Source organism: Devosia sp. J20-27 (genome assembly GCF_055808595.1).
In genome coordinates this window covers 2,213,267-2,238,732 of the sequence record NZ_CM147875.1, presented here as the reverse complement: position 1 = coordinate 2,238,732, position 25,466 = coordinate 2,213,267, and the positions used below count along the sequence as shown (strand labels likewise).

At 64.4% G+C, this 25,466-nt stretch carries 34 protein-coding genes and 1 pseudogene; 20 read left to right on the top strand and 15 right to left on the bottom strand.

The window, feature by feature from the left end:
• Window positions 1-346: 346 nt before the first annotated feature.
• Window positions 347-1,060, bottom strand: coding sequence for a metallophosphoesterase family protein (locus AC0L4C_RS10940; RefSeq protein ID WP_473399587.1), 714 nt, complete (start codon window positions 1,058-1,060; stop codon window positions 347-349).
• Window positions 1,057-1,320 (bottom strand): accessory factor UbiK family protein, encoded by a 264-nt coding sequence (locus AC0L4C_RS10935; RefSeq protein ID WP_473399586.1) that lies wholly within the window; start codon window positions 1,318-1,320, stop codon window positions 1,057-1,059. The genes AC0L4C_RS10940 and AC0L4C_RS10935 overlap by 4 nt, the downstream gene beginning before the upstream one ends.
• A gap of 71 nt (window positions 1,321-1,391) precedes the next feature.
• Between AC0L4C_RS10935 and lgt the strand changes: the two genes are divergently transcribed.
• The 16 genes from lgt to AC0L4C_RS10855 all read left to right on the top strand — a co-directional run bounded on the left by lgt (window position 1,392) and on the right by AC0L4C_RS10855 (window position 12,889).
• Window positions 1,392-2,240 (top strand): prolipoprotein diacylglyceryl transferase, encoded by an 849-nt coding sequence (gene lgt, locus AC0L4C_RS10930; protein ID WP_473403506.1) that lies wholly within the window; start codon window positions 1,392-1,394, stop codon window positions 2,238-2,240.
• Window positions 2,233-3,318: a class I SAM-dependent methyltransferase gene (locus AC0L4C_RS10925; protein WP_473399585.1), complete on the top strand. Its 1,086-nt coding sequence runs from the start codon at window positions 2,233-2,235 to the stop codon at window positions 3,316-3,318. Before lgt ends, AC0L4C_RS10925 begins: the two co-directional genes overlap by 8 nt.
• A 1-nt stretch (window position 3,319) precedes the next feature.
• Entirely contained in the window at window positions 3,320-4,090 is a 771-nt protein-coding gene (pgeF, locus tag AC0L4C_RS10920; RefSeq protein WP_473399584.1) for a peptidoglycan editing factor PgeF, read from the top strand.
• 112 nt (window positions 4,091-4,202) lie between these two features.
• Window positions 4,203-5,135: a ribose-phosphate pyrophosphokinase gene (locus AC0L4C_RS10915; RefSeq protein WP_473399583.1), complete on the top strand. Its 933-nt coding sequence runs from the start codon at window positions 4,203-4,205 to the stop codon at window positions 5,133-5,135.
• Window positions 5,136-5,206: 71 nt separating this feature from the next.
• Window positions 5,207-5,602: a YciI family protein gene (locus AC0L4C_RS10910; protein ID WP_473399582.1), complete on the top strand. Its 396-nt coding sequence runs from the start codon at window positions 5,207-5,209 to the stop codon at window positions 5,600-5,602.
• A gap of 108 nt (window positions 5,603-5,710) precedes the next feature.
• Window positions 5,711-6,058, top strand: coding sequence for a YciI family protein (locus AC0L4C_RS10905; RefSeq protein ID WP_473403505.1), 348 nt, complete (start codon window positions 5,711-5,713; stop codon window positions 6,056-6,058).
• Between the two features lie 106 nt (window positions 6,059-6,164).
• The gene (locus AC0L4C_RS10900; RefSeq protein WP_473399581.1) at window positions 6,165-6,512 is read left to right on the top strand and encodes a YciI family protein; all 348 of its coding nucleotides are present in this window, start codon (window positions 6,165-6,167) and stop codon (window positions 6,510-6,512) included.
• 2 nt (window positions 6,513-6,514) lie between these two features.
• Window positions 6,515-7,753 (top strand): RNA polymerase sigma factor, encoded by a 1,239-nt coding sequence (locus AC0L4C_RS10895; RefSeq protein WP_473399580.1) that lies wholly within the window; start codon window positions 6,515-6,517, stop codon window positions 7,751-7,753.
• A 125-nt stretch (window positions 7,754-7,878) separates the two neighbouring features.
• Entirely contained in the window at window positions 7,879-8,511 is a 633-nt protein-coding gene (locus tag AC0L4C_RS10890) for a 50S ribosomal protein L25/general stress protein Ctc (RefSeq protein ID WP_473399579.1), read from the top strand.
• A 51-nt stretch (window positions 8,512-8,562) separates the two neighbouring features.
• The gene (pth, locus tag AC0L4C_RS10885) at window positions 8,563-9,300 is read left to right on the top strand and encodes an aminoacyl-tRNA hydrolase (RefSeq protein ID WP_473399578.1); all 738 of its coding nucleotides are present in this window, start codon (window positions 8,563-8,565) and stop codon (window positions 9,298-9,300) included.
• 63 nt (window positions 9,301-9,363) lie between these two features.
• The gene (gene ychF / locus AC0L4C_RS10880; RefSeq protein ID WP_473399577.1) at window positions 9,364-10,461 is read left to right on the top strand and encodes a redox-regulated ATPase YchF; all 1,098 of its coding nucleotides are present in this window, start codon (window positions 9,364-9,366) and stop codon (window positions 10,459-10,461) included.
• 12 nt (window positions 10,462-10,473) lie between these two features.
• Window positions 10,474-10,890: a hypothetical protein gene (locus AC0L4C_RS10875; protein WP_473399576.1), complete on the top strand. Its 417-nt coding sequence runs from the start codon at window positions 10,474-10,476 to the stop codon at window positions 10,888-10,890.
• Window positions 10,891-10,902: 12 nt separating this feature from the next.
• Window positions 10,903-11,424 carry an HD domain-containing protein gene (locus AC0L4C_RS10870; protein ID WP_473399575.1) on the top strand — a complete coding sequence of 174 codons (522 nt, stop codon included), beginning with the start codon at window positions 10,903-10,905 and terminating at the stop codon, window positions 11,422-11,424.
• A gap of 9 nt (window positions 11,425-11,433) precedes the next feature.
• Window positions 11,434-11,931 (top strand): MaoC family dehydratase, encoded by a 498-nt coding sequence (locus AC0L4C_RS10865; RefSeq protein ID WP_473399574.1) that lies wholly within the window; start codon window positions 11,434-11,436, stop codon window positions 11,929-11,931.
• On the top strand, window positions 11,928-12,479 hold the full coding sequence (locus AC0L4C_RS10860) for a MaoC family dehydratase (RefSeq protein ID WP_473399573.1): 552 nt from the start codon (window positions 11,928-11,930) through the stop codon (window positions 12,477-12,479). The genes AC0L4C_RS10865 and AC0L4C_RS10860 overlap by 4 nt, the downstream gene beginning before the upstream one ends.
• A 32-nt stretch (window positions 12,480-12,511) precedes the next feature.
• Window positions 12,512-12,889: a hypothetical protein gene (locus AC0L4C_RS10855; RefSeq protein ID WP_473399571.1), complete on the top strand. Its 378-nt coding sequence runs from the start codon at window positions 12,512-12,514 to the stop codon at window positions 12,887-12,889.
• A 1-nt stretch (window position 12,890) separates the two neighbouring features.
• On the opposite strand, the gene AC0L4C_RS10850 is transcribed toward AC0L4C_RS10855, so the two are convergent.
• The 9 genes and pseudogenes from AC0L4C_RS10850 to petA form a co-directional block, all read right to left on the bottom strand.
• Window positions 12,891-13,853: an RNA polymerase sigma factor gene (locus AC0L4C_RS10850; protein WP_473399570.1), complete on the bottom strand. Its 963-nt coding sequence runs from the start codon at window positions 13,851-13,853 to the stop codon at window positions 12,891-12,893.
• A 118-nt stretch (window positions 13,854-13,971) separates the two neighbouring features.
• Window positions 13,972-14,067, bottom strand: a pseudogene (locus AC0L4C_RS10845) (hypothetical protein); the annotation flags it as partial.
• Between the two features lie 150 nt (window positions 14,068-14,217).
• On the bottom strand, window positions 14,218-14,658 hold the full coding sequence (locus tag AC0L4C_RS10840; protein WP_473399569.1) for a YciI family protein: 441 nt from the start codon (window positions 14,656-14,658) through the stop codon (window positions 14,218-14,220).
• A gap of 10 nt (window positions 14,659-14,668) precedes the next feature.
• The gene (locus AC0L4C_RS10835) at window positions 14,669-15,079 is read right to left on the bottom strand and encodes a YciI family protein (protein ID WP_473399567.1); all 411 of its coding nucleotides are present in this window, start codon (window positions 15,077-15,079) and stop codon (window positions 14,669-14,671) included.
• A gap of 124 nt (window positions 15,080-15,203) precedes the next feature.
• A complete protein-coding gene (gene apt, locus AC0L4C_RS10830; RefSeq protein ID WP_473399566.1) occupies window positions 15,204-15,737 on the bottom strand; it encodes an adenine phosphoribosyltransferase in 534 nt (177 codons plus the stop codon).
• 76 nt (window positions 15,738-15,813) lie between these two features.
• On the bottom strand, window positions 15,814-16,008 hold the full coding sequence (locus tag AC0L4C_RS10825) for a hypothetical protein (protein WP_473399565.1): 195 nt from the start codon (window positions 16,006-16,008) through the stop codon (window positions 15,814-15,816).
• A gap of 127 nt (window positions 16,009-16,135) precedes the next feature.
• Complete coding sequence (locus AC0L4C_RS10820; RefSeq protein WP_473399563.1) at window positions 16,136-16,981, bottom strand: cytochrome c1; 846 nt, start codon at window positions 16,979-16,981, stop codon at window positions 16,136-16,138.
• Window positions 16,982-17,001: 20 nt separating this feature from the next.
• On the bottom strand, window positions 17,002-18,252 hold the full coding sequence (locus tag AC0L4C_RS10815) for a cytochrome b (RefSeq protein WP_473399561.1): 1,251 nt from the start codon (window positions 18,250-18,252) through the stop codon (window positions 17,002-17,004).
• Between the two features lie 17 nt (window positions 18,253-18,269).
• A complete protein-coding gene (gene petA / locus AC0L4C_RS10810; protein ID WP_473399560.1) occupies window positions 18,270-18,887 on the bottom strand; it encodes a ubiquinol-cytochrome c reductase iron-sulfur subunit in 618 nt (205 codons plus the stop codon).
• A 148-nt stretch (window positions 18,888-19,035) separates the two neighbouring features.
• Between petA and AC0L4C_RS10805 the strand changes: the two genes are divergently transcribed.
• The gene (locus tag AC0L4C_RS10805; protein WP_473403504.1) at window positions 19,036-19,506 is read left to right on the top strand and encodes a tRNA (cytidine(34)-2'-O)-methyltransferase; all 471 of its coding nucleotides are present in this window, start codon (window positions 19,036-19,038) and stop codon (window positions 19,504-19,506) included.
• A 60-nt stretch (window positions 19,507-19,566) separates the two neighbouring features.
• Here AC0L4C_RS10805 and AC0L4C_RS10800 read toward each other — a convergent pair whose 3' ends face one another.
• A complete protein-coding gene (locus tag AC0L4C_RS10800; protein ID WP_473399559.1) occupies window positions 19,567-20,250 on the bottom strand; it encodes an outer membrane protein in 684 nt (227 codons plus the stop codon).
• Between the two features lie 219 nt (window positions 20,251-20,469).
• On the opposite strand from AC0L4C_RS10800, the gene hemF reads away from it, so the two are divergent.
• From hemF to AC0L4C_RS10785, 3 genes are all read left to right on the top strand, one after another.
• Window positions 20,470-21,354 (top strand): oxygen-dependent coproporphyrinogen oxidase, encoded by an 885-nt coding sequence (hemF, locus tag AC0L4C_RS10795; RefSeq protein WP_473399558.1) that lies wholly within the window; start codon window positions 20,470-20,472, stop codon window positions 21,352-21,354.
• A gap of 13 nt (window positions 21,355-21,367) precedes the next feature.
• On the top strand, window positions 21,368-22,549 hold the full coding sequence (locus AC0L4C_RS10790) for an AAA family ATPase (RefSeq protein ID WP_473399557.1): 1,182 nt from the start codon (window positions 21,368-21,370) through the stop codon (window positions 22,547-22,549).
• A gap of 68 nt (window positions 22,550-22,617) precedes the next feature.
• The gene (locus AC0L4C_RS10785; protein ID WP_473403502.1) at window positions 22,618-22,806 is read left to right on the top strand and encodes a DUF1059 domain-containing protein; all 189 of its coding nucleotides are present in this window, start codon (window positions 22,618-22,620) and stop codon (window positions 22,804-22,806) included.
• Here AC0L4C_RS10785 and AC0L4C_RS10780 read toward each other — a convergent pair.
• Genes AC0L4C_RS10780 through AC0L4C_RS10770 form a run of 3 tightly spaced genes read right to left on the bottom strand, consistent with a single transcriptional unit; the run spans window position 22,803 to window position 25,208 of the window.
• Window positions 22,803-24,002 (bottom strand): CCA tRNA nucleotidyltransferase, encoded by a 1,200-nt coding sequence (locus AC0L4C_RS10780; RefSeq protein WP_473399556.1) that lies wholly within the window; start codon window positions 24,000-24,002, stop codon window positions 22,803-22,805. The genes AC0L4C_RS10785 and AC0L4C_RS10780 overlap by 4 nt on opposite strands.
• Window positions 23,999-24,625, bottom strand: coding sequence for a CoA pyrophosphatase (locus AC0L4C_RS10775; protein WP_473399555.1), 627 nt, complete (start codon window positions 24,623-24,625; stop codon window positions 23,999-24,001). The genes AC0L4C_RS10780 and AC0L4C_RS10775 overlap by 4 nt, the downstream gene beginning before the upstream one ends.
• Window positions 24,626-24,647: 22 nt before the next feature.
• Window positions 24,648-25,208: a GNAT family N-acetyltransferase gene (locus AC0L4C_RS10770; RefSeq protein WP_473399554.1), complete on the bottom strand. Its 561-nt coding sequence runs from the start codon at window positions 25,206-25,208 to the stop codon at window positions 24,648-24,650.
• Between the last annotated feature and the right edge of the window lie 258 nt (window positions 25,209-25,466).

Genomic DNA, 25,466 nt, shown 5'->3' with positions numbered 1-25,466 from the left:
TGGCTAATATTCCCGCTTTGGCGACGCGTTGGAGGGTCGACGGAACCGGAATTCCGCCCATACACGCACAACTCAGATGAACTGCCGCACGCAGAGAGCCTACGAGTCGTCCAGTGGCGTGACCGTACACCGCGAGTTTGATTCCGGGGACCGCGACGCCGGACGCTTCCAAGGCTTTCTTCTGTGGATGATCGGACTTCTAAGGTTAACAACTACTTAACCGCATGAGTCTGTTCACCGGCTTTTGCACGGTATTGGCACAGGTTTCCGGACGCGACTCAGCGTATCATCCGCGCCGGCGGTCGAGGCGCGTAGCGCCGGGCAGTTGCCAGAGCCTGGGAGACGATCAGGCGAAGATGTTGCCGGTGCCGTTCCAGCCGCTGGTCAGCACATCAGTCCAGTTGCCGAAGCCATTGGCCCGCGCCTGCTCCGCGGCCGCCGCAAAATCATACGGAATGATCCGCAGGGCGGCCTGCCAGCGCCCCTTGCGTCGTTCGAGAATGGCGTAGCGCGCATCCGGCGACCCGCGCACGAACTGCAATCCCACGCTCCCTGGATTGACGATCATCCGCCCGTCCCGCAGGCGCACCATGCGCGGAATGTGGGTGTGGCCACAGAGCAGTACCGGAAACTCCAGCCCCTCGGCCCGTGCGCTCACCGAGGCCTCATCCGGCAGCGTCGTCTCCCGCCCCTCGTACCAGTTGTCGAGCCAGGGCAGCGTGTCGCTGTCCGGCGTGCCGTGGCACATGAAGATCTCCTCGACCGCCAGTGTCTTGGGGAGGGCCGCCATCCACTGCTTCTGTTCGGTCGTCAGCTGCCCGCCGACGAATCGATCGAGTTTCTCGGGCTCGGGCGACAGCACGATGCGTTCGTGATTGCCGGCAATCGTCGGGTGGCCGGTCGCCATCATGATGTCGAGGGCCTGCCGCGGCTGCGTCGGACCGCTCACCAGGTCGCCCAGGTTGAGCGTCGCGTCGACCGATTGCTCTGCTATGTCATCCAGTACCGCTTCGAGCGCCAGGCGATTGCCGTGCACATCGGAGATGACGGCGACCTTCACGGCGTCTTGCCGGCTTTGGCCTTGGCCGGCTTGAGTGCCGCCAGTTCGTCGCGCAGCGCCTTGATCTCGGCGTCCTGCAACTGCACCTGCTCGCGCAGCGCGTCGAAATCCTCGCGCTTGACCAGATCCATGTCGCCGACAAAACGCTCGGCCTGCGAACGGACCATGGTTTCGACTTCGCGGCGCAACCCGTCGGCCGCGCCTGCCGCGCCGTTCATCAGCCGCCCGATCTCGTCGAAGAACTTGCTGTTCTGGGTCATGTCCGTCTCCAGGGTTGGGCGTGTGTTGCCCCTATTTAGGATTTCGCCGTCGGCTTGACCAGAGCCCGCACCTGCTTACAAGGTCGCAATCCCTGCTTCGGAGCAATGGCGTGCCCTTCCCCAATATCGATCCCGTTGCCTTCGCCATCGGCCCGTTTTCGGTGCACTGGTATGGCATTGCCTACCTCCTCGGCGTGGCGCTCGGCGCCGCCTACGGCCAGACGCTGCTGGCGCGGCACGGCCTTTGGAAAGACAACCGGCCTCCCTTCGAGCCTGCCGCCATCTGGGATTTTGCCTTCTGGGCCGTCATCGGCATCGTTCTGGGCGGTCGCATCGGCTATGTGCTGTTCTACAATCTGCCGGTTTATCTGGCCGACCCGATCCAGATTTTCGCGATCTCCGACGGCGGCATGAGCTTTCATGGCGGCATGGCCGGCCTGATGATCGCTATCGGCCTCTTTACCCGCTTCAAGGGCGGCCGCATCCTCTCCTCGCTCGACCTGCTGGGCGCCATCGCCACCATTGGCCTTTTCCTCGGGCGGGTGGCCAATTTCATCAACGCCGAGCTCTATGGCGCTCCCACCGACCTGCCCTGGGGCGTGGTATTTCCAACCGATCCCGAATTCCTGCCCCGCCACCCCAGCCAGCTCTACGAAGCCCTGCTCGAAGGCGTGCTGCTGTTCATCGTCATCGCCATCGCCACGCATTGCTTCAAGGCGCTGCGCAAGCCCGGCCTTGTCGCCGGCATCTTCGGCATCGGCTACGGACTGTCGCGCATTGCCGTTGAGTTCGTTCGCCTGCCCGACGCCCAGATCGGCTATCTGTTCGGCGGCTGGCTGACCATGGGCATGGTGCTCAGCCTGCCGCTGGTGGCCGCCGGCATCGCCCTCGTCATCTATGCGGAGCGTCGCAATGGCTGACCGACCCAGCCTCAGCGAGCAGATCGACCTGCAGATCCGCGACAACGCCCCGATGTCGATCGCCACCTTCATGGCGCTCTGCATGACGCACCCGCGCGAAGGCTACTACAAGAGCGCCGACCCGCTCGGTGCCGCGGGTGACTTCATCACCGCCCCGGAAATCAGCCAGATGTTCGGCGAACTGATCGGCTTCTTCTTCGTCAATCTCTGGCAGCAGATGAACGAGCCGAAGAGCTTCACCCTGCTCGAACTTGGACCGGGCCGCGGCACCCTGATGCAGGATGCGCTGCGCGTCGCCAGCCGCGCCGACGGCTTTGCCAATGCCCTGCACCTGCAGTTGTTCGAGACCAGCGAGGATTTGAAGGCCCAGCAGCAGGCGCGCCTTGCTCCCTACACGCCCTACTGGGCCGGCGAGATCGACGCGGTCAGCGACGATCCGCTGTTCGTGGTCGCCAATGAATTCTTCGACGCCCTGCCGATCCGCCAGTTCGTCAAGGGCGAGAACGGCTGGCACGAGCGGCTGGTCGGCCTCAAGGACGACAAGCGCGCCTTCGGGCTGTCGCCGACGCCCATCCCGGACAGCGCCATGCCGGAGGCCGTTCGCAACGCCCAGCCCGGTGAAATCTATGAAGCCAATCTCGCCGCTGCCGACGTCATGCAGCGGCTCAGCCGCATCGTTGCCCGGCAGGGTGGCGCCATCCTCGCCATCGACTATGGCTATGCCCGCACCCGCACCGGCGAGACGCTGCAGGCCGTGCACAAGCATGCCTATGCCGACCCGCTCGAAGCGCCGGGGACGGCCGATCTTTCGGCCCACGTCGATTTCGGCGCTCTGGCCGAGATCGCCAGTGCCAGCGGCCTCGTGGCGCATCGGGTGACATCACAGGGCGAGTTCCTCAGGCGCCTCGGCATCGTCGAGCGCGCCGAGATGCTGATCAAGGCCAACCCGGCCCTCGCTGACACCATCAACGCAGCGCTCCATCGCCTGACCGACGCCGCCCAGATGGGCGACCTCTTCAAGGCCTTTTCCGCCGCCAGCCCCGGCCTCGTGCCGCCGGGCGTCATCCCGGCCGCATGACATGACAGCTCCCTTCGATCAAAGCCGCGCCCTGGGTGGCCTGACCGGCATCCGTCATGGCTTCTTCGGCCGCCGCGGCGGCGTCTCGACCGGCCTCTTCGCCTCGCTCAACATGTCCGAGGCGGCCGGCGACAAGCCGAATCATGTTCTGCAGAACCGCCAGCAAGCGGCTGAACAGCTTGGCTTTCCACTCGGCAACCTGATGACTCTCAAGCAGGTGCACTCCACCGATGTCGTCACCGTCACCGCCGCGCCCCTGCCCGACCAGCGCATCGAAGCCGATGCCATCGTCTCCAACCTGCCGGGCATCCTGCTCGGCATCCTGACGGCCGATTGCACGCCGGTCCTGCTGGCGGACGCCGAGGCCGGCGTCATCGGCGGTTTCCACGCTGGCTGGAAAGGCGCCATCGGTGGCATTGCCGCCGCGACCATCGACGCCATGACAGCGCTGGGCGCCGATCCATCGCGTATCGTCGCCGCCATCGGCCCCACCATCTCGCTCGAGAACTATGAGGTCGGGCCGCAATTTGCGGCCGATCTGCTGGCTCGGCATCGGGATGCTGCCAACCGCATCACCCGGCCGGAGGGCGGCCGCGAGCACTTCGACCTCCCCGGCTTCGTCTTCGACCAGTTGCACGCTGCCGGCGTCGGCCTCGTCGACGATCTGAAGCTCTGCACCTATGCCGAACCGAAGCGCTTTTTCTCGCACCGCTACGCGACGCACCACGAGACGACCACCGGCCGGCAGATGTCGCTTATCGGCCTCGGATAAATCCCTTTACCTTTGCCCAAAAGGCGCATTGCGCCGAGCGGCGCTGCGCTATACACAGCCCGCACACCCAAAGTCCGCCGCGGTCCTGCGGCCCCCGGCATAGGATGTCGATATGAAGCTGGTCACCGGTAACTCAAACCGAGCCCTGGCCGAAGCTGTGTCGGACTATCTGGAGTTGCCGCTGACCGACTGCACGGTCAAGCGCTTCGCCGACAAGGAAATCTTCGTCGAGATCCACGAGAACGTCCGCGGCGAGGATGTCTTCATCCTGCAGTCCACCTCGTTCCCGGCCAACGACAACCTGATGGAACTGCTGATCCTGACCGACGCGCTGCGGCGCTCGTCGGCGCGTCGCATCACGGCGGTCGTCCCCTATTTCGGCTATGCCCGGCAGGACCGCAAATCGGCCTCGCGGACGCCGATCTCGGCCAAGCTGGTCGCCAACCTGATTACCCATTCGGGCGTCAATCGTGTCGTCACGCTCGATCTGCACGCTGCCCAGATCCAGGGTTTCTTCGATATTCCGACCGACAATCTCTATTCGGCCCCGGTGATGACCCGCGACATTCAGGAAAACTACGGCACGCAGAACACCATGATCGTGTCGCCCGACGTCGGCGGTGTCGCCCGCGCCCGTGCCATCGCGCAGCGCATCGGTGCCGATCTCGCCATCGTCGACAAGCGCCGCCCGCGGGCCGGTGTCTCCGAGGTGATGAACATTATTGGCGACGTGGCCGGCCACAAATGCATCCTGATCGACGACATCGTGGATTCCGGCGGCACGCTGATCAATGCTGCCGAGGCCTTGCTCAAGGCCGGGGCGCTTGAGGTTTCGGCCTACATCACCCACGGCGTCCTCTCCGACGGCGCTGCCGAGCGGGTTGCCGAGAGCAAGCTCAAGGAACTGGTGATCACCGACTCGATCAACGAGAGCGAGAGCGTCAGCGCCGCCAAGAACATCCGCCGTATCTCCATCGCGCCACTGATCGGCGAGGCCATCGCCCGCACGGCCTCCGAACAGAGCGTTTCCAGCCTGCTGGACTGAGCCTGTCGAAATCGACCGCTCTCGCGCGTCATTGGCATTGAGGCTTATCTTCCCGCCATTGGAGACCCGCGATGAACTACATGCTCTTGCTGTTTGCCGACGAACAGGCCGGCGCCACTATCCCGCCCGAAGCCATGGCCAAGGTGATGCAGACCATGGCTGCCTATCAGGCCGCCCTCGAGAAGGCGGGCGCTTTCGTCATGACCTCCCCGCTGGCCCGCACCCGGGACGCCAGGACCCTGTGCATGCAGGGCGGACAGATCGCGCAGCCGTCGCCCGGCCAGTTCGTCAACGAGGGTGGCGAGTTGCAGGTGCATGACGGCCCCTATGCTGAGACCCGCGAACAGCTGGGCGGCTTTTACATCATCCGCGCCGACAGCATGGACGCCTCCATCGAGTGGGCGAGACAATGCCCGGCAGCGCAGTGGGGACCGATCGAAGTCCGGGCGATGACACCCGGCATCTAGTTTCGATGTTTATCTGCCGCGAAATGTAGAACTTTGCCTCGCACCCCCGTCATTGTGATGCCAGGGCAATGTGTCCGGCGCCAAACAAGGAGACGGAAAGTGAAATACATGCTGCTCATCATGGGCGACGAAAGCAGGATGAACGCCAGCACCGCGACGGACGCTGCCGGCATGTCTCCGGAATATGCGGCCTACAATGACGCGCTCATCAAGGCCGGCGCGATGCTCGGCGGCGAGGGCCTGCGGCCGACATCGGCGACCACCAGCGTCAGGGTGCGCGATGGCAAGGCCGTGGTGCTCGCCGGTCCCTACGCCGAAACGCAGGAACAGCTCGGCGGCTACTACACCATCGAGGCTGCCAGCCTCGATGACGCCATCGAGTGGGCCAGAAAGTGCCCGGCAGCGCAGTTCGGCACCATCGAGGTCCGCCCGATCTGGCCAACTGGACGCGACTGATCTCTCGACTCGTTTGCCCGGCAAGCGGGCGAACGAGTCGAAATCCCCGCCCGCCGGCCGTCATTGCCGGCAGGCGCATGGTGCGCCGCAGCAATGGAGCCTTACGATGAAATACATGATGCTGATCCACCACGACGAAGCTGCCCTCGCGGCGGCACCGCAGAAGGAACTCTGGAGCGAATACGCGGCCTTCAACGAGGCCCTGGCCAAGGCCGCCGGCGAATCCGGCCTGCGCCTCGAACCGGCCGCTGCGGCAACGACGGTGCGCACTGTCGACGGCAAGACCGAGGTTCTCGACGGCCCCTATGCCGACACCAGGGAACAGCTTGCCGGCTACTTCTTCGTCGACGTGCCTGACATCGAGCAGGCCGTCGCCTGGGCCAACCGCTGCCCCAGCAGCAGGCACGGATCGATCGAAATCCGTCCGGTTGTCATCCCCCAGGCCAGCCGCTGACGATGGGCAACAGCGAGGCGCACCGGGCGGCCGAACGCGTGGCGCGCGACAGCTACGGACGACTCGTTGCCTACCTCGCGGCACGGACGCGCGATGTGGCTAGCGCGGAGGACGCGCTGGCCGAGGCCTTTGCGGCAGCGCTGCGGCTCTGGCCCGCCGATGGCGTGCCGGACAATCCCGACGCCTGGCTGCTGACCGTCGCGCGGCGCCGGCAGACCGACGCCATGCGGCGGCGGCAGACCAGCACCGCGGGCCGGGAGCATCTGCAGATGATGGCCGACGAAATCGAAGCTGCCGCCCAAAGCGCCGCGGAAATCCCCGACCGGCGTCTGGCACTGATGTTTGCCTGCGCCCATCCGGCGATCGAGCGCGGCATGCGGGCGCCGCTGATCCTGCAGACCATCCTTGGTCTGACCGCCATCGACATTGCCGCGGCCTTCCTCATCCCGCCTGCCACCATGGGCCAACGGCTGGTGCGGGCCAAGATGCGCATCAAGGACGCCGGCATTCCGTTCGGCATCCCGGACACGCCCGACCTCCCCGAACGCCTTGATGCCGTGCTCGACGCCATTTACGCCGCCTTCGCCAAGGGCTGGACTGAGATCGGCGAGGCCGAAGGCACGGCACTGGCCGAGGAGGCCGTGTGGCTCGGGCGTCTCGTAGTCGCTCTGCTGCCCGACGAGCCCGAAGCCAAGGGCATGCTCTCGCTGATGCTCTTCGCCGAGTCGCGCCGCAGCGCCCGCCGCAGCCCGGCCGGCGCCTATGTGCCGCTCGAGGATCAGGACCCAAGCCTCTGGGATGCCTTGCTTATCAACTTGGCCGAAGACCTCCTGCGACAGGCGTCCGCCGCCGGTCCCTCCGGCCGCTACCAGATCGAGGCAGCGATCCAGTCGGCCCATACCGCCCGCCTGCTGCACCAGGTGCCCACATGGCCCGCCATCGTCCAACTCTACGATCATCTGCTGGCATTGACCCGCTCTCCCGTCGTTGCCCTCAACCGCGCGGCAGCGCTGGCCCGGGCCGAGGGCGCCGAAGCGGCCCTGCCGGCTCTCGAGAAGCTGGCCGAAGACAAGCGCATGGTAGACTATCAGCCCTATTGGGCGGCGCGCGGCCACCTGCTGGCCGAGACGGGCGACAAGGCCGGGGCCATGGAAGCCCTGACCCTCGCCATCGGCCTCGCGACAGACGAGGCGGTGCGCGCCTATCTGCGCGGCCGGATCGCTGCACTGCAGGACGGCTGAACCCCTTGCCCGGACGGGGGCTTTCCTCTATATCCCGCGCCCATGAAGCACCTGTCACCCCTGGAGGACGGGTGCGTGAGCTTTTGACTGTCAAAACTCACACCAACCCATGAATGGAACATTCAATGGCTGCTGCAAAAGAGCTCAAGGCTCAGGCGCGGACAGGAGTCGGCAAGGGGGCCGCTCGTGCACTGCGTCGTCAAGGACTGATCCCCGCCGTGATCTACGGCGACAAGAAGCCCCCCCTGGCGATCTCGCTGTCGACCAATGAAGCCAACAAGCGCATTTATGCCGGTGGCTTCCTCTCGCACATCCTCACCCTGGACGTGGATGGCGAGAAGCATCAGGTCATTCCGCGCGACTATCAGCTCGACGTGGTCAAGGACTTCCCGCTGCACGTGGACTTTCTCCGCGTCGGCAAGGGCTCCAAGATCAACGTGCAGGTGCATGTCGAATTCATCAATGAAGAACTGAGCCCCGGCATCAAGCGCGGTGGCGTGCTCAATATCGTGCACCACACGCTCGATCTGAACGTGGCTGCCGATAACATCCCGGAAAAGATCACCGTCGATCTGACCGGCATGGAAGTTGGTGACTCGGTGCACATGTCGGCCATCACGCTGCCGGCCGGCGTCACCGACCACAGCCACGAAGACGACCTGACCATCGCGACCATCGTCGCGCCGTCGGGCCTCCGGTCGGAAGAAGCTGGCTCGACCAGCGAAGCCGCCGAGGAAGAAGCCGAAGAGAAGGAATAAGTCCTTCGCGGGGTGGGCTCCGGCCCGCCCCACTCTGTCTGGAGAGACGCGATGCATCTCCTCGTCGGCCTCGGCAATCCCGGGGACAAGTATCGCAACAACCGCCACAATATCGGTTTCATGGCTGCCGACGCGATCGCGCGCCGTCATGGCTTCCCCGGCTTTCGCGAGAAGTTCCAGGGCCTGATCTCTGAAGGTCAGATCGCCGGTGAACGCGTGCTGATCCTCAAGCCGCAGACCTTCATGAACAACTCGGGCGACAGCGTTCAGGCCGTCACCAGTTTCTACAAGCTCGGCCCAGCCGACGTCACTGTGCTCTACGACGAGCTCGACCTCATTCCCGGCAAGGTGCGGGTCAAGCGGGGGGGCGGCAATGGCGGCCATAACGGGCTGCGCTCCATCGATCCGCAGATCGGCACCGACTATCGGCGCATCCGCCTCGGCATTGGCCATCCCGGTCACAAGGACCGGGTTATGCCCTGGGTTCTGGGCGATTTCTCCAAGGCCGACTCCGAATGGCTCAACCCGCTGCTCGACGCCATCGCCGACAATGCCGGCATGATCATCTCTGGCGACGACAATGGCCTGATGAACAAGCTGGCGCTCGCCACCGCCGGCGATGCCGCCGAGCGGCCGCAGCGGCCCAAGACCGCCGACCCCACCCGACCCAAGGCCCAGAGCCATGTCCGCGCCGCACGCAGCCAGCCGCCGCAAGCCAAGCTTCCGGAAACCGGGCCCATGGCCGCCATGCTGGCCAGACTGTTCAAGAAGGACGATGACGCGACCTAGTCACGGCATTGACTTCACTCACGTTCCGCACGAAGTGGTGCGACAAAGATTTCGGAGAGACTGATGGGTTTCAAGATGGGCATTGTCGGTTTGCCAAATGTCGGCAAATCGACACTTTTCAACGCCCTGACGCGCACCGCCGCGGCACAGGCAGCCAATTTCCCGTTCTGCACGATCGAGCCCAATGTCGGCGAGGTCGCCGTGCCCGATGCCCGCCTCGACAAGCTCGCCGCCATCGGCAAGTCGATCAACATCCTGCCCGCCAAGATGAGCTTCGTCGATATTGCCGGCCTCGTGAAGGGCGCCAGCAAGGGCGAAGGCCTCGGCAACCAGTTCCTCGCCAATATCCGCGAATGCGACGCCATCGCCTATGTGCTGCGCTGCTTTGAGGACAGCAACATCATCCATGTCGCCAACAAGGTCGACCCGCTCGCCGACGCCGAGGTGGTCGAGACCGAGCTCATGCTTGCCGATCTCGAGAGCCTCGAGAAGCGCCGCACGGGCGTCGAGAAGAAGGCCAAGCAGAGTGACAAGGACGCCAAGCTGACTCTCGACCTGATCGACCGCGCGCTCGTCCTGCTGCGCGAGGGCAAGTCGGCCCGGCTGGTCCAGCGCTCCGCCGAGGAAGAGAAGGCCTTCAACGAGCTGCAATTGCTCACCTCCAAGCCGGCACTCTATGTCTGCAATGTCGATGAGGGCTCTGCTGCCACCGGCAACGCCATGACCAAGCAGGTCGAGGAATACGCCAGGCAGCACAACGCCGCGGTGATCGTCATCTCCGCCGAGATCGAGAGCCAGCTGGCCCAACTCGCCGACGAGGAACAGGCCGAGTATCTCGACAGCCTCGGACTGCACGAGCCCGGCCTGAATCGATTGATCCGCGAAGCCTACCAACTGCTTGGTCTGCAAACCTATTTCACCGTCGGCCCGAAAGAGACGCGGGCCTGGACCATCCACAAGGGCGACCGCGCGCCGCAGGCCGCCGGCGTCATCCATACCGATTTCGAGCGTGGTTTTATCCGGGCTCAGACCATCGGCTATGATGACTATGTCACGCTCGGCGGCGAGACTGCCGCCAAGGAAGCTGGCAAGGCGCGCGATGAGGGCAAGGAATATGTCGTCAAGGATGGCGACGTCATGCTGTTCAAGTTCAACACCTGATCGGACACATGCGTGACTGAAGTTCTGAGCTCCTGGTGGGGCATCGTTGCCGCCTACTTCGCTGCGCCACTGGACCTGCTGGGCGGCAAGGTCGAAATACTGACCATCCTGCCGACCATCGGCATCTTGCTCGGGCTCGGCGGCCTTGTACTCGCCGTCGTCTGGCGCGAAAGACGGGCCCTCTGGTTGATCCCGCCATTCATCCTCACCGCCATGGCCCCGCCGGTGATCGCGCTCAGCAAATACATGATGGCGTGGTTCGGCATGTCGTTCGTGATGGTCGCGGGGCTGGTGTGCCTGCTGATCTGGGTCGGCCTCATCGCTCGGGACGCCATCCGGCCCCTGCCCGTCTGGCTGCTGGGCCTCTCCCTGCTGTCCTTTGTTGCCTATTGCGGCGCCATTCTCGTGGTCATCGCCACCTGGCTCTAGGAGGGGTGCGTCGTGTTCAGCATTGCGGATGCAGAGCGCGAAATATACACCCGACTGGGCGACACGCCAAGGGCCGCCCACTCCCGCTTTGTCGGCGAGGCCATGCGCCAGGTCGCGGCGCATCTGGGTCAGGACCTGACCGTCTGGGAACTCACCGGTCTCTGCCATGATCTCGATTACGAGGTCACCCGCAGTACCCCCGAAAGGCACGGATTGCTGGCTGCCGAGTGGCTCGCGCAGAGCCTGCCGCCCGAAGCTCTCCTCGCCATTCGTGCCCACGACCATCGTTCAGGCGTGACCGGCGATCTGCCGATCTGCAAGGCCCTGAGGATGGCCGATGCGCTGGCGGTGATTGCCGAAGCACGCCTGCCGCAGCCTTTGCCTTTCACCCGCGACGCCCTTGCCATACGCTTTCCCGACCGTCCCTGGCTCGTGCCGATCCTTGTCGACAACGCCGATCAGCTGGGCATCCCGCTCACCGTTCTGGGTGACATCGTCAGCCAATCGGGCTATGTGGGACACATTGACGTATAGGGAATGAAAATGACCAATACGATTACTGCCGATCGGCGCCATTTCGAGGATCTGGCTGTCGGCGAGATCATCACCCTGGGCCGGGTCACGGTCACCAAAGACATGATCATCACCTTCGCCCGCGAGTTCGACCCCTTTCCCTTTCATCTTGACGAGGAAGCAGCTCGAAAGTCCCTGCTCGGCGGGCTCGCCTCCAGCGGCTGGCAAACCGCCGCCCTCAGCCTGCGCATGCTGGTCGACGCCTTCCTGGGCAAGGTCGACTCCATGGGCGGCCTCGGCTTTTCCGATCTCAAGTGGAAGCAGCCGGTGATGAAGGGCGACACCATTTCCGGCACGGTCACCATTGCCGCCCTGCGGCGATCGAACTCGCGCCCGGAGCGCGGCATCGTCACGCTCGACTTCGATATCCGCAACCAGAAGAACGAGCCGGTGATGTCGATGACCCTCGCCAATCTGGTGGGGCTGCGCGATCCGGGCGCTCCCCTGACGGAGCAGGTGGACGCATGACTCGCTGGTTCGAGAACATCACCACCGGCGAGCCCTTTCCGCTCGGCACCCATACCTTTTCTGCCGAGGAGATCATCCGCTTCGGCACGCTCTACGATCCGCAATATTTCCACGTCGACCCGGAGGCGGCGAGGGAGAGCCATTTCGGTGGCCTGATCGCGTCGGGCTGGCACACCGTCTCGGTCGGTCACCGGCGCATGGTCGATGCGCTTGGCGCCGAGGAAGAGCGGTTGCGTGGCCTCGGTGAGGAACCCGGCGTCTCCGGTCCCTCCCCCGGCGTCAACAAGATGGAGTTCAAGGCGCCCGTCCGCCCCGGCGACACCGTCCGCTACACCCTGACCGTCGCAAGCAAGCGCCTCTCCAACTCGATCCCCGGCTGGGGACTGCTTTTCAACACGATCGAGGCGCACAATCAGCGCAACGAACTGGTCTATCGTGCGGAACTGGTCGGCTTCTCCAAGCTGCGAGACTATACGATGCCGCTGCGCCTCAGAGCTCTTCAGGCGTTGACCCGGGTGCCTGTAATAGGGAAATTGCTGCGCCGCTGACCGGTTGCCCGAATTCACACTGCGAGTCGAACATGCGACACCTGATTCTAGCCTGCCTGCTCCTTGCCGCCACGTCGGGTCCCGCCCTTGCCCAGGGCATGACCATCGCGGGAGTGGAAGGGAACTGGGCCTGTCGCGCCCTGATCGATGGCAAGAAGGCCGGCATCCTCACCATCTTCGCCGGCACCTATGGCTACGCCTCGGTAAACTTCGGCTCGAAGGCCTCCGGGACAGGCGCCGCCGAAATGTACTCGGACGGCGCCAAATTCCTCGACGGTACGCTGGTGCAGGGCGCTGGCATCACCAAGGCGCTGATGGGCTTTGACGCCGACGGCAAGGACGCCCTCACCCTCTACCAGCCGCAGCCCGACCAGAGCGAAAAGCCGATCCTCGTCTGCACCGCCCGCTGATCTAGCTGGCACATCTCCGAGCTCGCTCCAGCAGCAGCGCCCGCTCCCGCTCGTTGCGGGTCAATGCCGCGGCACGGGAGAATTCCTCCCGCGCTTCCTCGAGCCGCCCGAGCTTGAAGAGAAAATCGCCGCGCACGCTGGGCAGCAGGTGGTAGTTCCTCATTGCCGGCAGCTCGAGCAGCTGGTCGGCCAGTTCGAGCCCCGCCTGCGGGCCACGCGCAAAGCCCATGGCCACAGCCCGGTTGAGTTCGACCACCGGCGACGGCATGCGATCGGCAAGTTCGTCATAGAGCTGGACGATCTTTTCCCAGTCTGTGTCATTCGCCTTTCCGGCTCGCGCATGGCAGGCCGCGATGGCCGCCTGCAGCGTATACGGCCCCCGCTCGCCACCGCTCTCGGCCCTTTCCAGCGCCACAAGGCCGCGTCGGATAAGCATCTGGTCCCACCGTGCCCGGTCCTGCTCGAGCAGCAGCACCGGCTCTCCATCCGGGCCTGTGCGGGCCCGGGCGCGGGACGTCTGGATCTCCATCAGGGCCACCAGACCCTGTACCTCCGCCTCCTCGGGCATCAACCGGGCCAATATGCGCCCAAGCCGCAACGCCTCGTCGCAGAGCTGCGGCCGCAGCCACTCCGGACCGCCGGTTGCCGCATAGCCCTCGTTGAAGACGAGATAGATGACCTCCAGTACCGACCCCAGCCGTTCCGCCCGTTCGGAACCGCGCGGCACCTCGAACGGCAGGCCGGCATCGGCAATGGTGCGCTTGGCCCGCACGATGCGCTGGGCAACGGTTGGCTCCGCCACAAGGAAGGCACGCGCGATCTCCTCGGTGCTGAGCCCACCGATCAGCCGCAAGGTCAGCGCCACGCGGGCCTCGCCCGAAAGGATCGGATGGCAGGAGGTGAAGATCAGGCGCAGCAGGTCGTCGCCGACATCGTCGTCGAGGGCACTGTCGAAGTCCGGCATCGCCCGTTCCGCGTCCTTGCAGGTCCCGGCCCACTTCATCGAGCTTGCGTTCAGCCATCTTGCGCCGCCGGAACAGGTCGATGGCCTTGCGCTTGGCCGCCGCCATCAGCCAGGCGCCAGGGTTGCGCGGCACTCCGGCGGCCGGCCACGACCCGAGGGCTGCCACCAGCGCCTCCTGCGCGAGCTCCTCGGCCGTCGTGATGTCGCGGACCATCCGCGTCAGGCTGGCGACAAGTTTCGCCTGCTCGATACGCCAGACGGCCTCGATGGCACGATGTGTTTCTGAGGGCTGCTCCACGGCAGCGGAGGAAAGCAGGTCTTCCCCCGTGCCGCAAGCTCAGCACGGTCCACCCGGCCGATCCCCTCAGCCCGCGTTCTTCTCGCTGAGCACGCGCACCCGTTCGGTCTGCTCGAGAACCTCCGGCGTCAGATTGCCGAAATCCTCGGCCTCGTAGATCTGGCGCAATTCGAGTTCAACATTGCCATGACCGTCGAGCGGCGGCCACTTGCGCACCCAGTCGAGCGCTTCTTCCCGGGAATTGACCTGGATCAGCGTGTACCCGGCAATCAGTTCCTTGGCCTCGGTGAAAGGGCCGTCGGTGATGGTCGGCTTGCCACCCGCGAACTTGATCCGCGCGCCCCTCGAAGTCGGCATCAGCCCGTCGCCGCCGATAAGGACGCCTGCTTTGGCCATCTCCTCGTTATAGGACATCATCTGCGTCAGCAGCTCGGCACTGACGCCATCGGCCGGCCCGCTCTCGGCTTCGGTCTCGGCGTCCGCCTTGCGAATGATCATGAAACGCATCAGGGCCTCCTCACTTCGCGTGCGCGTCACGCCACGCCTGCTCTTTTTCGAGCGCCTCGCGGGTGATGTCGTTGGTCTCGAAATCGGTGACTTCGCTCACCTTGCGGACCTCCACATCGCCCTCGACGAACGGAATGCGGCGCGCCCAGGCCACGGCCGTGTCGAGATCCTTGACGTCGAGGATCCAGAACCCGCCCACGAGTTCCTTGGCTTCGGTGAAAGGGCCGTCGACCACGGTTTGCCGGTCCTTGCTGAACAGCACCCGTGCGCCCTTGGCACTCGGCAGCAAGCCCTCGCCGGCCAGCAGCACGCCGGCCGCTATCAGTTGCTCGTTGAACCTGCCCATCTCGGCAATCAGCTCCGATGAAGGCATGGCGTTTTCGGTTTCCGGGGTACTCTTGACGATGATCATGTAGCGCATCTGTGCGGCTCCTCTGCTTTCCGGCGGCCGTTTCTCGTCCACCACCGCTGACACGACGAACGGCCCGCGGCAGCATCGACAATCCTCCGAAGTATTTTTGCGCCGGCAGATGGGAGTGCAGCGCCTAATGCCCTTCGTAAGGCAGCAGCGCCTCCACCGCCACGCCGGCATCGCGCAGCTTCTGCGCGCCGCCCAGATCGAACAGGTCGATGACGAAACCGGCGTGGTCCACCTTCGCCTTGGTGCGGCGGATCAGCGACACCGCCGCCAGAGCCGTACCGCCGGTGGCGATCAGGTCATCGATCAGCAGCACGTTGTCATTGGCGTCCAGCACATCGGCATGGATCTCGATTGTATCCACGCCATATTCGAGCGCGTAGTTCTGGCCGATGGTCTCGCCGGGCAACTTGCCCTTCTTGCGCACCGGCACGAACCCCACGCCGAGCGCGATGGCCACCCCTGCCCCGAAGATGAAACCGCGCGCCTCGATACCGGCGACATGCGTGATGCCCTTGTCGCGATGCCGGTCGGCCAGCGTCTCGATGCTCTGCCTGAACCCTTCAGGGTGCTCGATCAGCGTCGTGATGTCGCGAAACAGGATGCCCGGCTTGGGATAGTCGGGGATGGAACGGATGAGCGTTTTCAGATCGAGCGGCATGACGGACCCGGAGCAGGAGAAGCAGAAGGCGAACACGAGGTTCCACGCTATTGGCTACCTGCAATTGTCCCATCACTCAATTCCGCTTGACGATTTTCCGCGCCAGCGCCCCGGCATTATAGGCAGCATCCAGCGCCGCCTCGGTTGCCAGCTGCTTCATGCGCGGCGTAATCAGCAGCGGCGCAGCCCGCAGGCCGGCGCGCACCGTCGGATGCCGGGACACGGTTGCGGCAATTCCCAGAGCAGTCACGGCAACCCGAAGCACGGACATCGGTCCCCCCCCGCATTCATTCAGACAGGTGCGAGCATTGCAGCGCCGTATGGCAAGAGCTTGGCGAACCGCGCCAAAGAAAAAGGGCCCCGCAGGGCCCTTTTGAATTCCGACGTGCAGGTCGCACTCAGTGCTCGACGTTGCGCCAGATCTGGCGCTTGACCAGGTACATCAGCACCGCGAACAGGAACAGGAAGGCCATGACCTTGAAGCCGGTTTCCTTGCGGTCGACCAGGTGCGGCTCCGCCGCCCACATCAGGAACGCCGAAACGTCCGTCGAATACTGCTCGAGCGTCTCCGGCACCGTATCGCCGTTCTCAGCCGCCTCGTAGGTCACCAGTCCGTCCGCCAGCGGCGGCGGCATGCCGATCGAGTGCCCCGGGAAGACGTGGTTGTAGTACTTGCCTTCGGGCAGATCGAAATCTTCCGGCGCCGTTTCCTCGTAGCCGGTGAGCAGCGCGTGGATGTAGTCCGGGCCGCCTTCCGAATAGGCGGTGAAATAGTTCAGGATCCACCACGGGAACGGCTGTGTCGTGCCGCGGGCCTTGGCCATGACGGACAGATCGGGCGGCGCAACACCGCCATTGGCCTCGGCCGCATCGCGCTCATTGTCGAACGGCGACGGCCACTTGTCGGCCGCCACAGCGGGACGCGTGCCATTGGCCGCATCGGCATCGGCGAGATCGTAGGTCGCGGCCAGAGCCTTGACCTGTTCCTCGGAGAATTCCGGGCCGCCTTTTTCCGACAGGTTGCGGAAGGCCACGAGGTGCATGCCGTGGCAGCTGGCGCAGACTTCCTTGAACACCTGGAAGCCGCGCTGTAGCTGGTGCTTGTCGAACGTCCCGAACACACCCGCAAAGGTCCAGGGCTGCTTCTCGATCTCCGTGGTCGCGTGCTCCTGAGCAGCAACCGGCGACACCGCCATGGCCACCGCCACCAGGAGAGCGCCGAGAATGGTCTTGTTCTTGATCATTTTCTTGAGCGGTCCCGGAGTCAGTGGGCCTTGCCAAGGACGCTTTCCGAGATCGAAGCCGGAAGCGGCTTGGGGGTCTCGAAGCGGCCGAGGAGCGGCAGGATGATAAGGAAGTGGGCGAAGTAGTATGCCGTGCAGATCTTGGCGAGGATCACGTAGATGCCTTCGGCCGGAGCCGCACCCAGATAGGCCAGCGCCACGAAGTTGATCGCGAACAGCCAGTAGAACCACTTGAAGATCGGCCGGAACGTGCCCGAACGAACCTTGCTGGTGTCCAGCCACGGCAGGAAGAACAGGATCAGGATCGAGCCGCCGAAGAAGATCACGCCGCCCAGCTTGCTGTCGATGAACAGGATGTTGAAATCGATAGCGCGCAGGATGGCGTAGAACGGCAGGAAGTACCATTCGGGCACGATGTGCGCCGGCGTCACCTGGCTGTTGGCCATGATGTAGTTGTCGGGGTGACCCAGCAGGTCGGGCGCGAAGAACACGAACCAGGCGAAGGGGATGAAGAAGACGATGATCCCGAACAGATCCTTCATCGTGTAGTAGGGGTGGAACGGCAGCGTATCGCGGCCCGACTTCACTTCCACGCCGACCGGGTTGTTGTTGCCCGGCACGTGCAGCGCCCAGATGTGCAGCGCCACAACGGCTGCAATCACGAACGGCAGCAGGTAGTGCAGCGAGAAGAAGCGGTTGAGCGTCGCGTTGTCGACCGCAAAGCCGCCACGCAGCAGTTCGAGGATCGGGTCGCCGACCACCGGAATGGCCGCGAAGATATTGGTGATCACGGTGGCGGCCCAGAAGCTCATCTGGCCCCACGGCAGTACGTAGCCCATGAAGGCAGTCGCCATCATCAGCACGAAGATCACGACGCCGAGCATCCAGAGGATCTCGCGCGGTGCCTTGTACGAGCCGAAATACAGCCCGCGGAAGATATGGATGTAAACGGCGGCAAAGAACATCGAGGCGCCGACCGAGTGCACGGCCTGGATGATGCGGCCGCCGTTGACGTCACGCTTGATGTGCTCGACCGAGTCGAAGGCCATGGCCACGTTCGGCGTATAGTGCATCGCCAGCACGATGCCGGTGACGATCTGCACGACCAGCATGATCGCCAGGATGCCGCCGAAGGTCCACCAGTAGTTGAGGTTCCGCGGCGTCGGGAAATCCATCAGGTGCTCTTTGGAGAACCGGATGATCGGCAGGCGGTCGTCGATCCATTTTTCGACGGCGTTGCCGGGGGTGTATGAGCTTTCGTGACTAGCCATTGTTCTTCGTAAGCCCCTTAGCCGATCTGCACGAGCGTGTCGGAAACGAAATCATAGGGCGGCAGCACAAGATTCTTGGGTGCGGGCCCCTTGCGGATGCGGCCGGCTGAATCATAGTGCGAGCCGTGGCACGGACAGAACCAGCCATCGAAATCACCGGATTCGCCAACCGGGACGCAGCCCAGATGGGTGCAGTTGGCGATCATGATCAGCCACTGTTCGTGACCGGCCTTGGTGCGCTGCTCGTCGGTCTCGGGATCCTTGAGGTCGCTCAGCGGAACCGCCTTGGCCTCTTCGATCTCTGCGGTGGTGCGATGCCGTACGAATACCGGCAGGCCGCGCCATTTGATGGTGACCGACTGGCCTTCCTCGATGCCCGACAGGTCGAACTCGATGGAGGCAAGTGCCAGCACCGAAGCGTCCGGGTTCATCTGGTTGATCAGCGGCCAGACGGCGCCGGCAACGCCGACCGCTCCGACTGCGCCTGCAGCGACGTATAGAAAGTCGCGGCGGCTGGATTGAGGGGCGTTCGGTTCTGCCAGATTGGGTTGCGTCGCCAAGGTATGCTTCCGTGTCTCGTGCCGAAAATCAGCGCCCGCCGGAAATACGGCCCGAGCTGCCCTTGCCGCAACCATAGCCGAAAATCGCCATCAACGGGGCGTGATTTTGGCGTTCTTTTTGCACTCTCCTTAGAACTTGTCCAGCCTAGCACAAGGTGACTTTGGCACTCTGCGACACTATACCCACTGCTCGCTTGCATGCGTTGCGCCCAAGGACACCGAAATCACCCTCGACCTGGCCCTCTATCAACCCGATATCGCCCAGAACACCGGCGCCATGCTGCGACTCGGCGCCTGTCTGGGCGTCACCATTCACGTCATTCACCCCACCGGCTTCACCTTCTCGCCGCAGACCCTGCGTCGAACCGGGCTGGACTATGTCGAGCATGCGCATTTCCGCGAGCACGACAGCTATGCCGGCTTCACGCTCTGGCGCGAGTCGCAGGCCCGCCGCCTGGTGCTGCTGACCACCAGAGGCGCCATCTCGGCCTACGATGCCAGCTACAGGCCCGGCGATGTGCTCATGGTCGGGCGCGAAAGCGCCGGAGTTCCGGATGCCGTTGCCGATGGCGCCGACCTGCGGGTCCGCATTCCCATGCAAGAGGAGATGCGATCACTCAACGTCGCCATGGCCGCCAGTCTCGTGCTCGGCGAGGCCCTGCGCCAGGTCGGCGGCTTTTCCGCGCTGGCCTAGACACAGAAAAGGCCCGGATCGCTCCGGGCCAGTGCATCCGATTGACTGACTGATCAGACGCTAGAAATGGAAATTGGCCCCGACCTTCACCGCATGGAAGGTGGGGTGGATGTCGACAGTGGTGGCAGGAACGTTGAGCGCGCCGCCATCGTTCTTGCTGCCGAGATCAGTATAGGCGTATTCGGCTTTGAGGCTGACATCCTCGGTGACGGCCAGTTCCACACCGGCGCCGGCCGTCCAGCCGACATGCGTGGCAGAGAAACTGCCCGTGATTGTGCCTGATGCGGACGTCGACACTCCACCACTTGCGATACCCGCTGTGACGTAGAGGAGTGCCGTGTCAACAGCAACACCAGCACGCGCGCGCAACGTGGCGAGCCAATTCGTCGTAGAAGTCCCTGTGGTACCAGCTATCCCGGAGAGCGTCGTAGAGCCCCCGATGTTTGCCCATGCCACATCGCCTTCCACACCGAGGACAAACATGTCCCACTGCTGATTTACGCCTGCGTCGACACCGAGCAGCCAACCGGAAGTCGACAGCGTGGTAGCTGGGCCTGCCGAAGGCGTCGCAACTGTATTGCCGCTGCCATAGCCACCGAACACGCCGGCATAGAATCCAGACCAGTCATGCGCTGAAGAATAGGCCATCGGCTCTGACATTTCGGGCGCCATGATCAGATCTGCCGCCTGCACCGAACCCCCCATCAGCATCGCAGCAACCGACGTTGCCATAATATATTTCATTGTATGCCTCCATTCATTCCAACTGACCGTAACACCCTCGGTCCGACTGTCGAGTCTGCTTTGCACTATACATGGACATGCGCAGCAAGACTGTGACATGACGAACACAGTCTTGCCGGTGATACGGTCGCGGCGCGAGAGCTGGTCCGACAGGTGCGGCACGCAAAATTCACGCGCCCTTCCTTGTCACCGGCAGGGGCCGGTTTTAAGGGTAGGCCCATGACCCTGCCCGCTGACATCGACCACAAGAAACAGAAGGCTGCCATCTGGTTCCGCCAGTTGCGGGATGGTCTTTGCGCGGAATTCGAGCAGCTCGAGCGTCAGGTCAAGGGCCCGCATGCCGATCGTGCGCCCGGCAAGTTCGTGCGCGAGGCCTGGGATCGCAAAGATCACACCGGCGCTCCCGGCGGCGGCGGCGAGATGTCGATGATGCATGGCCGGGTCTTCGAAAAGGTCGGCATCCACATTTCGACGGTCTTCGGCCAGTTCTCGCCCGAATTCGCCAAGCAAATGCCCGGCACCGAGCAGGGCGCCAGCTTTTTTGCCACCGGCGTGTCGCTGATTGCCCATCCGTGGAACCCGCACGTCCCCGCCGTGCACATGAATACGCGCATGGTGGTCACCGGCAAATGGTGGTTCGGCGGCGGCGCCGACCTCACCCCGGTGCTCGATCGCCGGCGCACCCAGGACGATCCCGACGCCATCGCCTTCCACGCCGCCATGCAGAAGGCCTGCTTGGCGCACAATGTCGACTATCCGCGGTACAAGACCTGGTGCGACGAGTATTTCTACCTGCCGCATCGCAAGGAACCGCGCGGTATCGGCGGCATCTTCTATGACCACCACAATTCCGGTGACTGGGATGCCGATTTCGCCTTCACCCAGGATGTAGGCCTGGGCTTTCGCGAGGTTTATCCGAAACTTGTGCGGGCAAACTTCGACCAGCGCTGGAACGAGGCCGAGCGCCAGGAGCAGTTGATCCGCCGCGGCCGCTACGTCGAATTCAACCTGCTCTACGACCGTGGCACCATGTTCGGTTTGAAGACCGGCGGCAACGTCAATTCCATTCTCTCCTCGATGCCCCCCGAAGTCCGCTGGCCCTAGGCAGAGGCATGCCATGAGCCTCGCCGAAATCGAGATCTCCGGCTTCCGGTCGATCCGGCGGATTCGCTTCCAGCTGCGGCAACTGAGCGTGCTGGTGGGCGGCAATGGCGTGGGCAAGACCAACCTCTACCGCTCGCTCGATCTGCTCCACGCAGCCGCGACCGGCACGCTGGCCGACGAGATTGCCCGCGAAGGCGGGCTTGGCTCCATCTTCTGGGCCGGCGGCAAGAACCTGACCGACGATGGCTCGTTCGATCCGACCTACCGCACCGACGGTTTTCGTCGGAACGAGAAGAACCGGCTGATCCTCGAAGCGCGTGTCGACGGACTTGGCACCGACGGCACCCTGGAAATGATCTACCGCATCGAACTGGGCTTCCCGCAACGGGCGGTCGCCGCTGCTTTCGATCTCGAGGCCCAGGTCAAGTTCGAGAGCCTGATCGTTTCCAGCGGTCGCCGCCCCGTCACGCTCATGGAGCGTACCGGTCCGCACCTTTGGGCCCGCGATGCCGACGGCAACCGGCAGGCGCTCGATGACTCCATCCTGTCGTCGGAAACCGCCCTGTCGAGCCTGCGCGGCGCCTACCCGGAAATCGATGCCATGCGGCACCACCTGGCGAACTGGCGATTCTTCCACGGCTTCAGGACCGACCGCGACTCACCGCTGCGCCGCCCCGCTTTGGCAGTGACCGCGCCCATGCTGGCCTCGGACGGCAGCAATCTGGCGGCCGTCTTGGCCACCCTGCGCCACATTCGCGGCGACACGACCGATCTCGATGCCGCCATTGCCGCCGCGTTCCCCGGCGCAGCGCTCGAGGTGCCGACGCCCGTCACCTCCGCCAGCTTCGGCATCAGATATCCCGAAACCCCCAAGCGCGTCTTCGAAGCACATGAGCTGTCCGACGGCACACTGCAGTTCCTCGCCCTGATGGGGGCCCTGCTCTCCTACCGCCTGCCGCCACTGATCGCCCTGAACGAGCCGGAAGCCAGCCTGCATCCCGACGTCATGCCGGTACTGGGGCGCGTCGTCGCCAGGGCGGCGGAACGCACCCAGATCTGGGTGGTGACGCACTCGCAGCTGCTCGCCGATGCGATCGCCGAGGAAGCCGGAATCCAGGCCCGGCAGGTCATCCGCAAGGATGGCGCCACCTGGCTGGAAGGCCTGACCATTGCCGGCGATTTCGACAACGACTGAGCTTAACTGCCCCGCCATCGCCGCATTGGTGCCGGACACTCTCAGGTCCACAGGCGAAGGAGGACATGATGAAAGAGTTCGAATGTGGATCTCTGGTTCCGGGCTGCCACTGGCAAACACGGGCCGATGACAGCGCGGAAGTCGTGCGGCGCGCCGCCGATCACCTGCGCACTGTGCATGGCGAAAACGTTGTGCGTCCCGACATGATCGAACGCATCAAGGAACGGGTGCACGACGCCAAGGCGCCGCAGCACTAGTCTTGCAGCGTTGCCAGCAGTGTGTCGCGATCGAGCGTGAAGTCGCTCTCGATCCAGAGCTGCTCAAGACGGTCGAGCTCGGCGCCCAGCGCCTTGCCCGGCCGCATCCCCAAGCTGATCAGATCCCCTCCACTGACCGGAAAACGTGGCACTGCCGCCAAACCCTGCAACTGGTCGAGCACGGCCGACCGGCCCGCCTCCGTCCAGTCGGCAAGGATCGTTGCGACGTCGACGCCGTCCGCCAGCGCCGCCGGGTGCCGGTAGGCCGCCTCGTTGAGCCTGAAGTCCCGCAATAGCCCGGCCACCGTCAGGATGGCGTCGGCCACCGCGACCTCGTCATTGGACAGCCGCCACAACTCCTTGAGCTGCCGCGATCCGGTCTCGGCTATGATGATCGCCAGCCGCCCCGTCAGATCGGGGCGCCGGACCCGCCGCTCGTAGCTGTGCAGCAGTTTGATGGTTTCGGCGCTGAGCGCCAGAATGCCGGCTTCCGACATGGCCTTGAGCGTCGTCGCCACCCGCGGCAGGTCGAGCATGCGACGGAATTCCGATCCCACACGCTCCGCCGAGAGCTGGTCGAGCCGCCCCGCGGCCGCCCGGCAGGCTGCCAGCCCCTCGGCATCCAGCTTTTCGCCGGCATGGCTCGCCGAAAAGCGGAAGAAGCGATAGACCCGCAGGCGGTCTTCCTCGATGCGCTGCGCCGGATCGCCGATGAAGCGCACCCGCCCCGCAATGCAGTCTTCCAGCCCGCCCAGGGGATCGAACAGCGTCCCGTCCATGTCCGCATAGAGCGCATTGAGCGTGAAATCCCGCCGTGAGGCGTCGCGCGTCCAGTCGGTGCCGAACTGCACCACGGCCCGCCGCCCGTCGGTATCGATGTCCTCGCGCAAGGTGGTCACCTCGGCCACCAGTGCCCCCGAACGGACCGTCACCGTCCCGTGCTCGATGCCGGTCGGATGCACCGAAAGCCCGGCCTTCTTCGCCCGCAGCACCACTTCGTGCGGCAGCAAGGTCGTGGCAAAATCGATGTCGGTCGGCGTCAGGTCGCGGCCAAGCAGCGTATCGCGCACAATGCCGCCCACGGCGCGCGTCTTGCCTTCGGCGCCGTCCAGCAGCGCCAGCAGTGACTGCGTCTCGGGGCGTTGCAGCCATTTGGCCGCCGTGAGCCGGGCGATCATCTCGGCGGGTTTGGTCACGAAAGCTCTCCCGTCAGCGCCATGTCGTGGAAGCGTCGCGTCAGATTGGCGGTGATTCCCCAGATCATCAAACCGCCATGTGGAATCTGCCAGGTCGTATGCTCCTTGCCGCCACGCGAGATGCGCAGCGTGGCGTAGCTCTCATTCTTCATCAGGTAGTCGAGCGGCACTTCGAACACCGAACGTACCTCGCCCGGATTGGGGGTGAAAGGACGGCTCGGCGTCACCACCGCCACCACCGGCGTGATCAGGTAGTTGGTACCGGTATAGTAGCGTGGCAGATATCCCATGATCCGCGCCTCGGCCGGATCCAGCGCCACTTCCTCATTGGCCTCGCGCAGGGCCGCTCGCGCCGCGTCCTCGTCGGTGGGATCGATCTTGCCGCCCGGAAAGGCGATCTGCCCCGAATGCGCCCGCAGGTCGGGCGACCGCTCGGTATAGAGGATCGAGAGCGCATCGGGCCGCCGCACCAGCCCGATCAGCACCGCCGCCTCCACCGGCGGCCGGTCGAACGGCCTGTCCGGCGCCCAGTCGGGCACATAGGTGCCGTCCACCCCCACGCCATCGGGAGCGGGCAGCAAACGACCGGCAATACGATCGATCAGGTCGTCCGGATCGGCCAAACCATCACCTTGAACGGGCGAACTAGGCGCCTTTTTGCGCGCCGAACGCCGCGATCGAGCCTGCAAGGCGCGTCGCCAGCGTCTGGTCTGCAGAGTGCAGCAGCACGCGATTGGGATCAACCGGTCCGGGGAACTGGATGGCGCCCGGCGTCGTCGGCGCAAAGCCGAGCGGGCCGTAATAGGGAGCATCGCCCACCAGCAAAACGAAGCTGCCTTCGCCGCGCTCCAGCGCGATCCGCGACACTTCCTTGACCAGCAGCTTGCCTGCACCGCGGCCGCGATAAGCCGGATCGGTGGCCAGCGGCCCGAGCAGGTAGCCGTCGAGTCCGCCCACACTGATCGGCGTCATCCACACCGATGCAACCGCTTCCCCGTCAAGTTCGCCGATCAGCGACAATGTCGGGTCGATCGGAAAGCGCTCGCGGACGCGGAACGCGGTGCGCGCGAAGCGGCCCGGTCCAAAGGCCAAAGCCTGCAGCGACTCGACGAACTGGTCGTCGGCGGGGGTCGCAAAGCGGAATGTGGGAAGGCCGACGAGCGGCGGCGAGGAAGTATCGATCGGCTGGACGGAAGGCGCGTTCATGTGACTGTCCCGGACAAAGGTGTGAAAGGACTAAATCCCGGTCTCAAGCCGGGGTTCCGACCACTAGGGTCGTCGGGTCACGTGACAAACTTTCTCCATCCTGGACGCCTCCTGACGCCTAGCCATGGGACGTATCATTACAGGCGAAAATCGTCCACGGAAAATCATGGTAGCGCCTCGCTTTTTCGACTTCTCGCAGCTGTGCATTTGAATGCGGCAGAAGAACACCTAAATGAGGCGTGATAACGAGCACCCCGG

What these genes read in the sequence shown, in the direction of transcription:
- AC0L4C_RS10770 (WP_473399554.1), bottom strand. Translation starts at nt 25,208, where the DNA reads ATGAACGCGCCTTCCGTCCAGCCGATCGATACTTCCTCGCCGCCGCTC.
- pgeF (WP_473399584.1), top strand. Translation starts at nt 3,320, where the DNA reads ATGACAGCTCCCTTCGATCAAAGCCGCGCCCTGGGTGGCCTGACCGGC.
- AC0L4C_RS10850 (WP_473399570.1), bottom strand. Translation starts at nt 13,853, where the DNA reads ATGCCGGACTTCGACAGTGCCCTCGACGACGATGTCGGCGACGACCTG.
- apt (WP_473399566.1), bottom strand. Translation starts at nt 15,737, where the DNA reads ATGCCGCTCGATCTGAAAACGCTCATCCGTTCCATCCCCGACTATCCC.
- ychF (WP_473399577.1), top strand. Translation starts at nt 9,364, where the DNA reads ATGGGTTTCAAGATGGGCATTGTCGGTTTGCCAAATGTCGGCAAATCG.
- AC0L4C_RS10790 (WP_473399557.1), top strand. Translation starts at nt 21,368, where the DNA reads ATGAGCCTCGCCGAAATCGAGATCTCCGGCTTCCGGTCGATCCGGCGG.
- AC0L4C_RS10860 (WP_473399573.1), top strand. Translation starts at nt 11,928, where the DNA reads ATGACTCGCTGGTTCGAGAACATCACCACCGGCGAGCCCTTTCCGCTC.
- AC0L4C_RS10905 (WP_473403505.1), top strand. Translation starts at nt 5,711, where the DNA reads ATGCTGCTCATCATGGGCGACGAAAGCAGGATGAACGCCAGCACCGCG.
- AC0L4C_RS10925 (WP_473399585.1), top strand. Translation starts at nt 2,233, where the DNA reads ATGGCTGACCGACCCAGCCTCAGCGAGCAGATCGACCTGCAGATCCGC.
- AC0L4C_RS10835 (WP_473399567.1), bottom strand. Translation starts at nt 15,079, where the DNA reads ATGCGCTACATGATCATCGTCAAGAGTACCCCGGAAACCGAAAACGCC.
- AC0L4C_RS10935 (WP_473399586.1), bottom strand. Translation starts at nt 1,320, where the DNA reads ATGACCCAGAACAGCAAGTTCTTCGACGAGATCGGGCGGCTGATGAAC.
- petA (WP_473399560.1), bottom strand. Translation starts at nt 18,887, where the DNA reads ATGGTTGCGGCAAGGGCAGCTCGGGCCGTATTTCCGGCGGGCGCTGAT.
- AC0L4C_RS10890 (WP_473399579.1), top strand. Translation starts at nt 7,879, where the DNA reads ATGGCTGCTGCAAAAGAGCTCAAGGCTCAGGCGCGGACAGGAGTCGGC.
- AC0L4C_RS10800 (WP_473399559.1), bottom strand. Translation starts at nt 20,250, where the DNA reads ATGAAATATATTATGGCAACGTCGGTTGCTGCGATGCTGATGGGGGGT.
- AC0L4C_RS10895 (WP_473399580.1), top strand. Translation starts at nt 6,515, where the DNA reads ATGGGCAACAGCGAGGCGCACCGGGCGGCCGAACGCGTGGCGCGCGAC.
- AC0L4C_RS10815 (WP_473399561.1), bottom strand. Translation starts at nt 18,252, where the DNA reads ATGGCTAGTCACGAAAGCTCATACACCCCCGGCAACGCCGTCGAAAAA.
- AC0L4C_RS10855 (WP_473399571.1), top strand. Translation starts at nt 12,512, where the DNA reads ATGCGACACCTGATTCTAGCCTGCCTGCTCCTTGCCGCCACGTCGGGT.
- pth (WP_473399578.1), top strand. Translation starts at nt 8,563, where the DNA reads ATGCATCTCCTCGTCGGCCTCGGCAATCCCGGGGACAAGTATCGCAAC.
- hemF (WP_473399558.1), top strand. Translation starts at nt 20,470, where the DNA reads ATGACCCTGCCCGCTGACATCGACCACAAGAAACAGAAGGCTGCCATC.
- AC0L4C_RS10910 (WP_473399582.1), top strand. Translation starts at nt 5,207, where the DNA reads ATGAACTACATGCTCTTGCTGTTTGCCGACGAACAGGCCGGCGCCACT.
- AC0L4C_RS10915 (WP_473399583.1), top strand. Translation starts at nt 4,203, where the DNA reads ATGAAGCTGGTCACCGGTAACTCAAACCGAGCCCTGGCCGAAGCTGTG.
- AC0L4C_RS10840 (WP_473399569.1), bottom strand. Translation starts at nt 14,658, where the DNA reads ATGCGTTTCATGATCATTCGCAAGGCGGACGCCGAGACCGAAGCCGAG.
- AC0L4C_RS10825 (WP_473399565.1), bottom strand. Translation starts at nt 16,008, where the DNA reads ATGTCCGTGCTTCGGGTTGCCGTGACTGCTCTGGGAATTGCCGCAACC.
- AC0L4C_RS10900 (WP_473399581.1), top strand. Translation starts at nt 6,165, where the DNA reads ATGAAATACATGATGCTGATCCACCACGACGAAGCTGCCCTCGCGGCG.
- AC0L4C_RS10820 (WP_473399563.1), bottom strand. Translation starts at nt 16,981, where the DNA reads ATGATCAAGAACAAGACCATTCTCGGCGCTCTCCTGGTGGCGGTGGCC.
- AC0L4C_RS10865 (WP_473399574.1), top strand. Translation starts at nt 11,434, where the DNA reads ATGACCAATACGATTACTGCCGATCGGCGCCATTTCGAGGATCTGGCT.
- AC0L4C_RS10785 (WP_473403502.1), top strand. Translation starts at nt 22,618, where the DNA reads ATGAAAGAGTTCGAATGTGGATCTCTGGTTCCGGGCTGCCACTGGCAA.